At 58.2% G+C, this 13,952-nt stretch carries 11 protein-coding genes; 4 read left to right on the top strand and 7 right to left on the bottom strand.

Features of this window, described 5'->3' with window-relative positions:
* Positions 1–148: 148 nt before the first annotated feature.
* Positions 149–1,300, bottom strand: coding sequence for a metallophosphoesterase (locus DESU86_RS13840; protein ID WP_179981557.1), 1,152 nt, complete (start codon positions 1,298–1,300; stop codon positions 149–151).
* A gap of 13 nt (positions 1,301–1,313) precedes the next feature.
* Positions 1,314–4,796 (bottom strand): DNA polymerase III subunit alpha, encoded by a 3,483-nt coding sequence (gene dnaE, locus DESU86_RS13845; protein ID WP_179981558.1) that lies wholly within the window; start codon positions 4,794–4,796, stop codon positions 1,314–1,316.
* 293 nt (positions 4,797–5,089) lie between these two features.
* Between dnaE and DESU86_RS13850 the strand changes: the two genes are divergently transcribed.
* Together DESU86_RS13850 and DESU86_RS13855 are read left to right on the top strand one after the other, a co-directional pair.
* Positions 5,090–5,794 (top strand): HD domain-containing protein, encoded by a 705-nt coding sequence (locus tag DESU86_RS13850; RefSeq protein ID WP_232088380.1) that lies wholly within the window; start codon positions 5,090–5,092, stop codon positions 5,792–5,794.
* Positions 5,795–5,904: 110 nt separating this feature from the next.
* Positions 5,905–6,351, top strand: a complete 447-nt coding sequence (locus tag DESU86_RS13855) for a hypothetical protein (protein ID WP_179981560.1) — start codon at positions 5,905–5,907, stop codon at positions 6,349–6,351.
* Positions 6,352–6,506: 155 nt separating this feature from the next.
* Here DESU86_RS13855 and DESU86_RS13860 read toward each other — a convergent pair whose 3' ends face one another.
* Entirely contained in the window at positions 6,507–7,721 is a 1,215-nt protein-coding gene (locus tag DESU86_RS13860; protein WP_232088381.1) for a DUF3179 domain-containing protein, read from the bottom strand.
* Positions 7,722–7,818: 97 nt separating this feature from the next.
* The gene (gene rfbD, locus DESU86_RS13865) at positions 7,819–8,706 is read right to left on the bottom strand and encodes a dTDP-4-dehydrorhamnose reductase (RefSeq protein ID WP_179981561.1); all 888 of its coding nucleotides are present in this window, start codon (positions 8,704–8,706) and stop codon (positions 7,819–7,821) included.
* Between the two features lie 165 nt (positions 8,707–8,871).
* Between rfbD and DESU86_RS13870 the strand changes: the two genes are divergently transcribed.
* Complete coding sequence (locus tag DESU86_RS13870; RefSeq protein WP_179981562.1) at positions 8,872–9,654, top strand: sirohydrochlorin cobaltochelatase; 783 nt, start codon at positions 8,872–8,874, stop codon at positions 9,652–9,654.
* Between the two features lie 8 nt (positions 9,655–9,662).
* Positions 9,663–10,502: a hypothetical protein gene (locus DESU86_RS13875; protein ID WP_179981563.1), complete on the top strand. Its 840-nt coding sequence runs from the start codon at positions 9,663–9,665 to the stop codon at positions 10,500–10,502.
* A gap of 117 nt (positions 10,503–10,619) precedes the next feature.
* Here DESU86_RS13875 and DESU86_RS13880 read toward each other — a convergent pair whose 3' ends face one another.
* From DESU86_RS13880 to mqnE, 3 genes are all read right to left on the bottom strand, one after another.
* The gene (locus tag DESU86_RS13880) at positions 10,620–11,468 is read right to left on the bottom strand and encodes a menaquinone biosynthetic enzyme MqnA/MqnD family protein (protein ID WP_179981564.1); all 849 of its coding nucleotides are present in this window, start codon (positions 11,466–11,468) and stop codon (positions 10,620–10,622) included.
* A 181-nt stretch (positions 11,469–11,649) separates the two neighbouring features.
* The gene (mqnC, locus tag DESU86_RS13885) at positions 11,650–12,780 is read right to left on the bottom strand and encodes a cyclic dehypoxanthinyl futalosine synthase (protein WP_179981565.1); all 1,131 of its coding nucleotides are present in this window, start codon (positions 12,778–12,780) and stop codon (positions 11,650–11,652) included.
* Complete coding sequence (gene mqnE / locus DESU86_RS13890; RefSeq protein ID WP_179981566.1) at positions 12,777–13,919, bottom strand: aminofutalosine synthase MqnE; 1,143 nt, start codon at positions 13,917–13,919, stop codon at positions 12,777–12,779. The genes mqnC and mqnE overlap by 4 nt, the downstream gene beginning before the upstream one ends.
* Between the last annotated feature and the right edge of the window lie 33 nt (positions 13,920–13,952).

Consider the following 13,952-nt stretch of genomic DNA (forward strand, 5'->3'; position numbering starts at 1 on the left):
TTAATTGATACGTAAGACCGCAGTTTTTATAGCCGTTTACGAAAGAAATGAGTTAACTGCGCTGCAAGGATTTTTCTAAAAACCCTTCCCACAAAATGCGAGTAGGCAGGCTTTTGCCTGCCTACTCGCATTTCAAGTGTTGAATGCCCTAGTTGGCCGTTGGCGTAAAATGCACTTTGACAACAAGAACTTCGGCGCGTGATGTGTTGCGCATGGGCGGGCCCCAGGTGCCGGTTCCTGCTGACACCACAGAATGAAGCCCATTTTTGATCAGCAGGCCCAGCGGGTTTTCATACAGATTTTCCACCACCCAGTGAAAAGGCCATAGCTGGCCATAATGCGTGTGCCCGGAAAGTTCCAGCACTGCACCTGCCGTGCGCGCCTCATCCAGTGAAGAAGGCTGATGGTCCATGACGAAGAGCGGCAGATCCCCATGCTCCGGCGGCAGATCAGCAAGGATTTCTTTGAGGCTTTTGCGCGGACTCCCGGAAAACATGTGGCCGCTTATATCATCCCTTCCAGCCAGAACAAAGGCATTGTCCAGAACATGCCACTGGTCGCGCAGCACCCGCATGCCGCTGCGGCGCAGGATATCAAGGCTGTCATCAATGGGGCCGGAGATGTATTCATGGTTGCCCGGCACCGCCCAATGGCCCAGCCGGGGTTGTATGCGGGCCAGGGCTGCGGCCATGGCTTCCACGTCAACCAGAACATGGTCGTCAAGGATGTCGCCAACGTAAAGGATGGCATCGGGCTTGTAGGGGGCCAGCAGATCCATGGCGCGCACAAGGCGCGGGGCCGTGATGATCCGCCCGAGATGCATGTCTGCCAGTACGCCGAGAACAAGGGGCGAATGCGTGTACTGCCGGGATACGGCATTGCTGGTGTGTATGGTCAGGTCATATTGCCGCACCACAGGGCAGGCGGCATTGAGCCAACTGGCGCAGCCGATGACGAGAGGCAGGCCCACGACCATCAGGGTGGCCCCCCAACGGGGAGTCGTGGGGGGAACCGCCCAGAGGCGGCTTGCCAGCCCCCAGATGTCCATAAGCAGCACCAGGCAAAAAACATAGAAAAGCATGCCCAGCCAGAACGCGCCCGCCCGCAGCAGCCAGACCTCAGGGGCGGAATCGCCGCCAAGCTTGTACAGCAGGGGAAATGACGCGCCAAGCACAGCCACCGTGAGGCAGAGCGCCGGTCGCAGCCAGCCCGTATGGTCAAGAGCGCGCCATAGCCACCAGGTAACCCATCCATTGGCGAGGACAAGGGCAAACCCCGTCACCACGAAAAATTTTATCATAAATGGATGCGCCTTATGAAGCCCATGCGGCTATAGCCTTGTCCAGATCCGGGCCAGGGCTGACCTTGAGGTTGTTGTCCAGATGCAGATGGCAGACGTGTCCTTCAAGGCAGACCTGGGCGTGAGTTTCCACGGGGCCAGGATGGTTTTCAAGGATGTTGCGCAGCGCCAGCAAGTCCTCCCGGCCCATACGGTGCGAGGGAATCTGCACGCATACCGGAGTATCGTTGAGCCCGCAGCACTCGGCCATCAGCAACAGACTTTGACCCAGAAGTTTGAGTTCGCGGGGGGCGTCCTCATTGTCTTCGTCCAGATCGCGGCTGTCTTCCGGCTCCTTGTCCAGCCTGGCGGTAAGGCACAGCGGCTGCTCCGAATGGAGCAGCTGGCGAACTTCCGCATAACTGCGAGGGAAAAAGGTCACCTCGCCATGGCCCGTGAGGTCTTCAATGGCCGCAAAAGCCATGCGTTCGCCCTTGCTCTTGGTTATGACCTCGCGAATGCCGGTTACAAGCACGGCGCAGCGCACCTCGGCGCCGGGAAACATGTCGCGGGCGTCTTCAAGGGTTGTGAGTCCCAGACGGCGGATTTCACGCACATAGGGCTGCAGCGGATGGCTTGTAAGAAAGAAACCCAGAGCCTCTTTTTCGGCGCGCAGTTTGTCTTCGTCGGGCATTTCGGGCAGATCGGCTTCAGGGCAGTCGAGCCCGATGCCGGGCTGCGGCGCGCTTTCCACCGCCGGGGCCATGGCCAGCAAAGACACCTGATTGGAGTTTTTGTCCTTGGCCTTTTTCTGCGCGCGGGAGACCACTGCTTCAAGCGAAGCCAGCATGGCGGCGCGTGCCACGCCAAAGCAGTCGCAAGCGCCGCCCTTGATAAGAGATTCCAGAACGCGCTTGGTAACCTTGCGCAGGTTCACGCGGCAGCACAGGTCAAAGAGCGAGGCGAATTCTCCCTCAGCATTGCGGGATTCCACCAGTTCGCGGATGGCTTCGTCGCCCACGTTCTTGATGCCGCCCAGCCCGAATACGACCTTGCCTTCATAGGCCGTAAACTCGCGCTGGCTGCGGTTCACTGAAGGCTGCACAACATCAATGCCCATGTCTTTGCAGCAGGAGACGTATTTGAGCAGCTTGTCCTGATTGCCCATTTCCGAGGTGAGCAGGGCAGCCATAAATTCAACTTTAAAGTGAACCTTGAGATAGGCGGTGTAGTAGGAAATGAGAGCATAGGCGGCAGAGTGCGACTTGTTGAAGCCGTATTCCGCAAATTTTTCCATCAAGTCGAATATTTCGTTGGCTTTTTCTTCGCTGATGCCGTTACTTGTGGCGCCAGCCACAAAGGTGACGCGCTCCTTGGCCATGGCTTCGGCCTTTTTCTTGCCCATGGCGCGGCGCAGCAGGTCGGCTCCGCCCAGCGTGTAGCTGGCGATGATCTGGGCGATCTGCATGACCTGTTCCTGGTACACGATAACGCCGTAGGTGTCGCGCAGGCAGTCGGTAAGCGAGTCATGAGGGTAGATGACGGGCACCTGGCCGTGCTTTCGCTTGATGAATTCGTCAACCATGCCGGACCCGAGAGGGCCGGGCCGATATAGCGCCAGCATGGCGATGATGTCTTCAAAGCACGTGGGCCGCAGCATGCGCAGATACTGGCGCATGCCCGAGCTTTCCACCTGAAAAACGCCATCGGTCTCGCCCCTGGCATACAGGTCGTAAGTTTCGGTATCGGTGAGCGGCAGATTGTCCAGATCCGGCGGAGATTGCCCCTGAAGGCTGATGTTGTCCAAGGTGTCCTGAATCAGGGTCATGGTCTTGAGACCCAGAAAGTCGAATTTCACCAGCCCGGCTTTTTCGGTCATGGGGCCGTCGAACTGGGTCACAAGTTCGCCGCGTTTACCCAGATAGAGGGGCAGGTATTCCTCCATGGGCTTGTCGGACACCACAAGGCCTGCGGCATGGGTGGAGGCGTGGCGCGCGAGCCCTTCAAGACGACGTGCCGTATCCAGCAGGTGCTTGACCTGCTGGTCTTCAAGGTAGAGCTTTTCCAGTTCTGGTTCGGCTTCAAGCGCTTTCTTAATGGTCATCTTGAGGTCGGCGGGCACCAGTTTGGCAATCCGGTCGGTTTCGGCAAAGCTCATGCCCAACGCACGGCCCACGTCGCGCACCACGCCCTTGGCCTTCATGGTGCCAAAGGTGGTGATCTGCGCCACCGACCCCTCGCCGTAGGTTTCAACCATATGCCTGATGACGTCGCCCCGACGCCGTTCGCAGAAGTCCACGTCGATATCGGGCAATGACACGCGTTCGCTGTTCAAAAAGCGTTCAAACAGCAGATTGTAGGGGATGGGGTCAAGGTTTGTGATGCGCAAGGCCCATGCCACCAGCGATCCGGCGGCCGATCCGCGCCCCGGGCCTACAGGAATATTGTTGTTTTTTGCCCAGTTGATGAATTCCTGCACGATGAGGAAGTAGCTTGGAAAGCCCATTTCCAGAATGACGCGCAGTTCGTACTGCAGGCGTTCACGGTACATGTCGGCATTGATGGAAGCCCGATCCGGGTGTTTTTTCAGCCTTTTTTCAAGACCATCTTCGGCCAGACGGCGGAATTCCGATTCCATGCTGGCCCCTTCGGGCAACTGGTACACGGGGAAATAATGGTTGCCGAAGTCCAGAGCCACATTGCATTCCTCGGCAATGCGCATGGTGTTGGACAGCGCTTCGGGCACATGGCTGAATGACTTTTCCATCTCTTCAATGGATTTGTAGTACAACTCATGGGTGCCGAACTTCATGCGCTTGGGGTCATCCATGGTGGTCTGCGTCTGTATGCAGAGCAGAACTTCATGGGCTTCGGCGTCGTCCGCGCCAAGGTAATGGCAGTCGTTGGTGGCCACCAGGGGCAGTTTGCAGGTTTCGGCCAACTCCATAAGGGCAATATTGGCTTTTTCCTGCTCTTTCAGTCCGTTGGATTGCAGCTCAAGGTAAAACCGGCCAGGGTAGATGCTGGCGTACTCCAGGGTGAGTTTTTTGGCGAGATCCATATTATCGGCCAAGATGGCGCGGGGGATTTCGCCGGCGATGCAGGCTGAAAGGCAGGTAAGCCCTTCGGAATATTTGCGCAGCAGGGCCTTGTCCACGCGGGGTTTGTAGTAAAAACCCTCAAGAAAACCGTGACTTACCAGTTTGACAAGATTGTGGTAGCCCGTTTTATTTTGCGCCAGCAAAATCAGGTGGTTACGTTTGCGGGCCAGCGGCGATTCCGTTTTTTTGTCCGTATGGTCATGGCAGACGTAAACCTCGCAGCCGAATATGGGCTTGACGCCGAAGTCTTTGCAGCCCTGATAAAAGTAGGCTGCGCCAAAAAGATTGCCATGGTCTGTAATGGCGCAGGCGGGCATGCCGAAATCTTTGGCGCGGGCGCAAAGATCCTTGATGCGTATGGCGCCGTCCAGGAGGCTGTACTCGGTATGGCAATGCAAATGAACGAAATCGGACATGAACTCTCCGGAAATGCTGTAGAAAGAATGGATTGAAGCGTGTGGTGCGGTGGGTCGCAAGCGCGCAGCGAGTGTGAATGGTCTTTATAGCAAATGAGTCACCATGCCTCAAGCGGTTGATAGGCATGCGGACCCGGCGCATTGCCTTGCGTTCGGGCAGGGCGTATAAAAAAGTCATGGAAACAAGTACGGTAACCGCGTGCGATATCAGCGCGCATGAAAAATGGTTTGCGGCATATGCTGCCGGCAAGTGTGCGGAGGAGTCAGCCAATCCCCGTGGCGATGTGGGGCCCATGCACCTGAAAATACGGCACAGCATGGCTGTATTGGAGAATGCCAGGCGCATGGCTGCCTGCGAGAATTTTTCTTCCGTGCAGCGGCGCGTCTGCCTGCTTGCTGCGCTGTATCATGATCTGGGACGGTTCGAGCAGTATTTGCGGTTTCATACCTTCAAGGACAAAGAGTCGTGCGATCACGGCCAGATGGGGGTGCGCATCCTCAAGCAGCAAAAGCGCCTCAATGATGAAACCCCTCTTGTGCGCAAAGCAGTGTTGGCTGCGGTGGCGCTGCACAACCGTTTCGCCTTGCCCAGGGGCTTGCCGGAACTTACGGCCACAGCCGCCCATGTTGTGCGCGACGCCGACAAACTGGATATTCTGCGCGTCATGGACGAACACCTGAGCGGGCCAGGCCCGTACAATCCCACAGTTGTGCTGAGCCTGCCCGATACGCCCGGCGTTTACAGCGAGGCAGTGCTGCGGGCGGCGCGTGAGGGACGTGTGGCGGCCTATGCCGACCTGCGCAGCGTCAATGATTTTCGCCTGCTGCTGGGGACCTGGTTTTTCGACATGCATTTCGCCTCAAGCCGCCGTCAGTTTGTGGAGGACGGCCATGCCCTGAACCTTTTGCGAGGTCTGCCCGAACACGCTCCCTACGGACAGGTCAGGCAGGTGATGCTTGAAAAACTTGAAGCGCTGCGTGAAGCGGCATCATCCTGAAACTGTGCCCGCGACAACCCCCGGCCAGAATCCGGACTTTACGCCCACGCATGCATAAGGCCGACCAAGAAATGAGCGTATTGCACAGTGACCAGCCAGCATGGAGGGGCTTGACGGATCTTCCCGAACCCCCACGTTTTTTTCCGTCAGCCGCGCTTGCGGCCAGAATTCCCTGGCCTGTTGAAGCCCTGGCCACGCCGCTCAATCCTGCTCCCGAATCCCTGTACAGCATGCTTGGCGCACCTCGGCCGCTTTTGTGCATGGCGTACAGGCTTTTTTATCTTTCACTACCACAAGGCGAGGCTTTTCTGAGTCTTGCCCTGGCCGCCGCAAGCGAGGTGCTGGTGGCGGATTTCAAATGCGCCGAACGTAACCTGGAGTTGCCTTGCGCCGCCGCTGCGGCATGTCTGCGGGGACTGTGCGGGGTCCGGGGCACGTCATTTATGCGCGCTGGCGGACTTGAGGGCATGGTTCACCGTCTGGAGTTGACGGTTTCAGAGCGTCGTACCCTTCTTGGCGGAGCGGCGGTTTTGCTGCGGTTGCACGCTGCACGCTGATCAGACTGCAACCGCATGCGGAGCAGAGCGTGCGGAATAACTGCACACGGGAACTCCTGCATCTGGAAAACCTAAACGCGGCACAGAGCGCCCGAAGCGCTCTGTTGGAAAAATTTGCGGGCTGGCGGCTAGCGCGTGAGCGCGCCGTCCCTGGCTCACTGACCCGCAGGCGTCGTGGAGATGGGCGAAGCCGCAGGAGCAGGCGCGGTACGGCCGTCACTACCGGGTGCATCGGGCGAAAGCAGGTTTTCGGGCACAACGCCGGGCCCCGGCACGGTAAGCGTTTCGGGGTTGATGCTGTACCATGCAAACCACATGGAATAGCCACCGAAGTATTCCGGCATTGACGCACCCTTCATGTTGCCCTCAACGGCCGCGCCTGTTGAGGGATCCCATATGCTGCGGGTCTTCAGATCCATAAGTTTGCCGTAACGGCTGATGAACAGGAAGGGTTCGGCCCATATCTGGCGGTTGAACACGCGCACCACGTTGAGCTTGGCATCGTGCGTGGCCAGTAGAGCGTGCGGCCCTGCAAAAAAATTCACCGCGCCCTTTTTCTTCACATAGGCCACATCAATGGCCAGCAAATAGCCTTCATATTCCAGGCAAAGCATATGGGCCTTGCGTGGAAAGCGCTTGTCCATCCGCTGAACAGGGTAGATGAGCCTGTCGTTGTCGTAATAGTTCCCCTTGCGCAGATAATTGCCGTAAGGATCACGGCCGTAAGGGCGGGTTCCGGCAGGCTTGCCCATAACCGGCGCATTGGGATACACGCTGCGGGCCGCACCCCAGTTGGTCCAGAATACGGGAACGGTAGGCAGACCTCTGCCCATAAGGGGGCCGTCAAAGGCCATGCCTGTTTCCTGCAGCCACAGGCTGCCCGAATTTCGGTCAATGAGAACGCTGTTGCCGTCGTAAAGGCGGCCTTCAACGTCAAAAATAAGATTAAGACCGCCCATGGAGGCGTTGTAGGCCATCAGCGTGCCTGTGGTGGGACAGTAGGTAATGGCGTAGGCCACATCATCAACCACCTCGTTGACCACCTGATGCCAGACCATGAATCGTTGCGGGTAGATGTGCGGCCCATTGGGCAGCATGACCACAAAAACGACTTCTTCGGCGCTGGTGTTGAGGTCGGCATCGATAACGCGGTCATAGCGGGGTCTGTACAGCGAGGGAATGGCCCCGTATGAGACGCCGGTTTCCACCAGCTTGCCCATAATGGCCGCCAGTTCCTCCATACTTTTTGGGCGGGCCTGGGCTTCGGGCAGGCAGACGAGCAGCATCAGCAGCGGCAGAAAGAGCCCGAGAAAAATGCGGGAAAGCGCGGGACGCTTCAAGCGGACAGGGGATTTTTTTGCCATAAGCATACGTTTTCCTGACGCAGCGTGCATTGCCGCCCTGGCCTGTTCGGCGAAGGATGCGAGGGCTTGCGCAAGGCCAGGGGGCGTATGCTCCGGCCTGCTGTCAACGCAGATCCTTTTCCTTGCGGTGCGTGGGCAGGTAATCGCTGTAGATATAGTCGCGCAATGCCTGAGGCCAGGGGCGGGGTTTTTTGCCAAGAAATGCGCTCAGTTTGCTGTTATTCAGTACGGAAAATGCCGGGCGTCGCGCTTTTTGCGGCCACTGGCTCGAATCAATGGGCACAACCCGGCAGGATGCCGCAGCCAGCGCAATGGATTCACACGCCAGCTCACACCAACTGGCTTGGCCGCTGTTGACGGCGTGCCAAAGGCCCGTGGCCTGCTTTTCGGCCAGCGCGGCGCTCCATTGGGCCAGATCCATGCTGTAGGTTGGTGAGCCTACCTGATCGTACACAACATTGATGGCGTCACGTTTCACACAAGCTGCCACAATGGTGTCCACAAAATTTTTTCGCCCCGGGCCGAAAAGCCAGGCCGTGCGCAGTACGCAGGAGCGTTCAGGCAGGCTGCGCAGCACGGCCTGTTCGCCTTCCAGCTTGGTGCGGCCATATACGGACTGCGGGTGCACTTCATCACTTTCGGTCAGGGGCGTTTCGCCATGACCGGAAAAGACAAAGTCTGTGCTGTAATGGATCAGATGCCCGTGCCCGAGCGAGCGTAGAATGTGGGCCAGCGCGTCCGGCAAGGCCCGGTTAAGCTCACCGGCAGCTTCAGCGTCATCTTCGGCGGCGTCCACAGCGGTATAGCCCACGGCATTAAAAACCACATCGGCGTGAACCGCATTCAGGCGGGATTGCAGAAAATCAAAATTCAGCATGTCGCCGTCTTGCCGCCCCAATGTCTCAACCTGCCAGCCCCGTGCCGTAAGTACATGCACAAGAGCCTGCCCCAGCAGACCGGTTGCGCCTCCCAAAATCAGCGCCTTTGCCATTCTGACCCCCCCATGCGGCATGCCCCGCTATGTGCGTGGATATGCGATCTCATGTGCGGCCACTGTATCTATGAGAACCGTATGGGTCAATATGGGACGCGCATAAGATGATTCGGCGTCACGCCTTCTTGCCACCATGCTGCAAGTAACGTACAAATGTGACCCATGAGACGTGCGATTTTATTGGTAGCTTTTGGCGCAAGCAGCGCTCAGGGACAAAATGCCCTCAAGGGATTTGACGCTCTGGTGCGCCAGCATTACCCTGGAATTCCCGTGCGTTGGGCCTACACTTCTCTTTTGTTGCGCGAACGCCTGGCCCAGGCCAGGCAGAAGAGCGATTCCGTCCGTAAAGCTTTGCAGCGTCTTTCTTTCGAGCGTTTTACGCACGTGGCGGTGCAGCCCCTGCAGACCATTCCGGGGCGCGAGCATGGCGAAGTGTGCGCGGCGGTGGATGAGGCCATGTCCAATGACAACCTCTGCTGCCGCGTAGGGGTGCCCCTGCTGTCCACGGAAGAAGACCTGCATGCGACGACACAGGCCATTTTGCGCCATTTGCCCCCTGAGCGGATAGCGGGAGAAGACGTGGTCTTTATGGGCCACGGAGCAGAACATCAGGCTGTGGCCCGGTATGCCGATTTGGCGCAGGCCGTGTATGCGCTTGACCCGCACGTGCATGTGGGGGCCATGAACGGCGCTGTGCTGCTTGAAGATATTTTACCCCGTCTGACGTCTGAGCGCGTGTGGCTCATGCCTTTGCTCTCCGTTGTGGGCAATCATGCCCTCAAGGATATGGCAGGCCAGGGCGGTACGTCCTGGCGCGGCAGGGTTGAGGCATTGGGGCACCAGTGTGTTCCCGTGTTGAAAGGTACGGCGGAATACGCCGGTTTTGCTGAAATATGGTTGCGGCATCTGGATTATGCCGCCCAAACCTGTTTCGAATTTGCATGAGGTGATGTATGCGTGGAATTTTGATGACTGTGTTGCTTTTGGGCCTGATGCTTTCCGGTTGCGGGACCGCCAGCAGCAACGGCGGCTCCAAAGCCGCCGTGAACCTGTCGTCCTCGGTGCAGAACGGCAATGCCAACCAGTATAATCCCTATATGCACCAGAGTACGCCCAATCTTCGCGCGGCCTCGTCCGACAGTGCGGACATGCTCAAAAAACTGGGTGGCGGTGTGCCGACCATTGAGGGCGAGGCGGGCCATCGTCCCCAATGGAAATGCGAAATATATCCTGTGGTTTTTGGCACGGCCACTGCGCCGCATGAAATTCTCGTGCTGCTCGATTTTGCCGCGCCCCAGAGCGAAAAGGTCTGGCAGGCCGTGGTGGAGGCCAGCCGCTCGCTTTCACCCCAGCAGTGCAAGATTGTCGTTTTCGCCAACAGTAAGGAATACTATGGCACTGACCTTATGGGGCTTGGCATCTGGATCAGCCATTCCCGCCCAGGTCAGGCAATGCCGTATCTGTCGTACGCCCTCGGTCAGTGGAACAAGGTCAAGGCCGAGCAGAAAAGTACCCGTGGCAAGGCTGTGCCTTTCCAGAACGAATATGACGCCACAGTCAAAAACACGGACTACCCCATCCATTATTCCTATTTTTCACATTTGCGCCCGCCTGTGCCTGCCAGTCAGGAGCTGAGCGTGGCCAAGTACTGCTATGACGCCGGCAACGTAAATTTGTATCAGGCCGAGCAGATCAGCAAATACTACGGAATCAAGAGCCTGCCTGCCGTTGTTGTGGACGGGCAGCACCTTTCTTCCGTCTCTGCGGGTAGCATTCTTAAAGCTTTGCAGTAAGAACGTAAAAGGAACACCGCCGCGCCTTCACCGGTTTTGCGGCAGGTCGTCAGGCAAGACCTCATGTATAAAAAGCCCGCTCTTACGAGCGGGCTTTTTGTGATGCTGGGGGGCAGTTCACAGCCTGAAAAATTCCAATGGCGGTGCCGCGGGAATCATACGGGCAGCCGCAAGCTTGTCGTAAAAAAGTTTCAGGCCGCGCTGCTCTTCTTCACCGAGGCTGTAGACAAGCCCGTTGCTGTAGTAGAAGGCCAGTTCGTCCCTGCTCAGCGGGCAGCCGTGTCCTGTAAGATCAAGTATCACGTCCATATGGGTCAGGCCCCAATCCCGTCCCTGGCGCAGGAGTTCTCCCGGATCAGTGGCGAAAAGGCCTGCGTCGGCGGCAGCCCTGCTTACCACCCAGAGGCCGAAAATAAAGGGCAGTCCTGTCCAGTCACGCCACGCTTCAGCCATATCAAGGCGGTAGGGGTAGTCGGCATGGTTGCGCAGGCGCAGGGCTTCGTCGCCTATGGCCAAAAAGGCTGTTGGCGGATTGTCGCCACGCAGGGCGGGCGTGACCTGCCCGGTACTGTAGGTGACGTTGAGTTTGTAGCGGTCTTGCATGAGCAGGCGCAGCAAGGCCACAGAGGTATGCGTTTCGCCGCTGATCAGAATTTCCTGCCCGTCCAGTTGGTCCAGGGGGACGCGCGAAAGCAGAAGAACGCTCATGACCGGGCCGCGTGAACCTATGGAAAGGTCCTCCACAAGGTAATAGCGTTCCGGTCGGCAGGCATATTCAAAGCAGGATGTGGACGACACGTGCAGCTCGCCACGGGCCATCATGTTGTTGAGCAGGGCGGGCGGGCCGGATACCAGCTCAAAGTCGTGGGGCAGGATGCCCGCTTCAAGCGGATGATAGACTGGAAGAACGTTCAGATAGCCGATACGGCCCATGCGCAGCGGAGGCCGCTGTTGGGGACTGTTCATGACGACAACCTTGTTGCAGGGTGGGCATTGCTTGCCAGAGCAAAAAAAGGAAGCCTGTTTGATAAAATGCGCTGCTAAGGAAGCATTGATTAAAGAACCTCCTGGAAACGCGCAGTTGTAAAGAACGCGCCCGGATGAAAGGCCTGTCTGGCACTTCGTCCGGGCGCGCCTTTATGAACTCTTATACCGAAGGCTGGGGCTCTACGGGCCTGTAGTCCATGGTGCGTTGTACCGGCGTAAACCCGGCGGCGCGGATGACCTTGTGGATGTCGGCCCGGCTCATCTGAAAAGACACTCCGGCCGCAGCCACGACGTTTTCTTCGATCATCAGCGAGCCGAAATCGTTGGCGCCATAAAAAAGGGCCAGTTGGGCAACGTGCGGCCCCATGGTCACCCACGATGCCTGGATGTTGACGATGTTGTCGAGCACCAGGCGCGAGACGGCCAGCAGACGCAAATAGGCGGGCGCGGGCAGGGGATCAACCTGAATGCGCGTATGCGCAGGCTGGAAAGTCCAGGGGATGAAGGCCGTGAACCCCTGTGTCCTGTCCTGTACTTCACGCACGGCAAAAAGGTGGTCAAGCCGGTGGGCCGGGGATTCTTCGTGTCCGAACATCATGGTGGCCGTGGTGCGCAAGCCCAGCTTGTGGGCTTGTTCCATAACGTCGAGCCACTGTTCGGCCGTGCATTTATTGGGCGAAACCTGGGCCCTGACGCCGGTATGCAGGATTTCCGCCCCGCCGCCGGGCAGGGAGTGCAGTCCGGCGTCTTTCAGGCGGCGCAGCACTTCCGTCACGGAAAGATTGAATTTTTCTGCCCAAAAGAAGATTTCCGGCGGTGAAAAGGCGTGAATGTGCAGTTGCGGCCATGTTTGCCGCAACCAGCGCAAAAGGTCTTCATACCACTCAAGGGGAAGGTCCGGATGGTGTCCGCCCTGAAGGAGAATCTGTGTTCCGCCAAGGGCCAGGGTTTCTTCCACCTTTTGGGCCATTTCTTCCCGGCTGATGACGTAGCCGTCTTCATGATCCGGCGCGCGAAAAAAGGCGCAGAACCGGCAGGCGCAGACGCACACGTTGGAATAGTTGATATTGCGGTCGCCCACGTAGGTGACAACGGGTTCGGGATGCATGCGCATGCGCATGCCATGCGCCAGTTGCGCCAGCGTATGGAGGCTGGCCTTGTAGTACAGGGCTTCAGCGGCGGAGCGATCAAGCCTCTGGCCGCTGGCCGCCAGTGCCGCCGCCTCGCGAACATCGGCAAAGGCCGGGCTTTCTTCCTCAAAGGGGCTGTGTGCGGGGGTAAAGATGCTCACTGGCGCGCCTCCGGGCTGTCTGTGTCATTCATGATGTTGAACGTGGCGTTACGGCGCACGGGGGTAAAGCCGGAAGAGCGTATGAGATGCTCCAGTTCGTCAATGGTCATGCCCTGGGCGGACTGGGCCCCGGCCATATGGCCTATGCGTTCCTCAATGATTGTGCCGTCCAGATCGTCCGCGCCGTACCAAAGGGCCACAGGGGCCAGCTTGGGACCCATCATTATCCAATAGGCCTTGAGGTGGGGGATATTGTCCAGCATAAGGCGCGAAACAGCCACGGTGCGCAGTTGATCAAGGCCGCGCTGCGGCCCGACCTTGTCTTCAGGCAGCTTGAGAAGGCTGTTGTCCGTCAGGAAGGGCAGGGGAATAAAGCAGGTGAATCCGCCGCTTTTGTCCTGCTGCTCACGCAGACGGCAAAGATGGTCGACGCGGTGCTCATAGGTCTCAAGGTGTCCAAAAAGCATGGTGCAGTTGGTCTTGATGCCCAGACTGTGCGCTTCACCAGATATGCGCAACCACGCGGCGGCGTCCGCCTTGTGCGGGCAGATTTTGGGGCGCAGTTCTTCATCAAAAATTTCAGCGCCGCCGCCGGGCATCATGACGAGCCCAGCGGCTTGCAGCCTGTGCAGCACTTCAAGGGAGCTGATGCCCTCAAGGCGCGAGAAATGTTCGATTTCCACGGCGGTAAAAGCTTTTACCGGCAGATCAGGATTAAAGGCCCGCACAGCGCGCAGCATGTCCTCAAACCAGGACAAGGGGCGCGTGGGATGGCAACCGCCCACAATATGGAGCTCATCCAGTTGCAGGGGGGTGGCGTCGGCAGCACGCAGGCGGGCCATTACATCGTCAAGGCTCATGGCGAACGCGCCGGGGTCGCTTTCGGCATCACGGCGGAAGGCGCAGAAGGTACAGCCATTGACGCAAACATTGGTGTAGTTGATCTGCCTGTTTACCACATAAAAAGCCTTGTGCCCGTGCAGCCGGCAGCGCACGTGCAGGGCAAGGGCTCCCACGGCGGTAATGTCGGGGCAGCGGAACAGGGCAAGGCCGTCGTCAAAGCTCAGCCGTTGCCCGGCAAGCACTTTTTCATGGATGGACGAAAGGCCCAGTGCGGCGTAGTATGCAGCGTCTAACATGATGAAATCCTGTAGGTGGAGTGGGCCGAAATG

It is taken from the genome of Desulfovibrio sp. 86, from assembly GCF_902702915.1.
Classification (GTDB): Bacteria; Desulfobacterota; Desulfovibrionia; order Desulfovibrionales; family Desulfovibrionaceae; genus Desulfovibrio.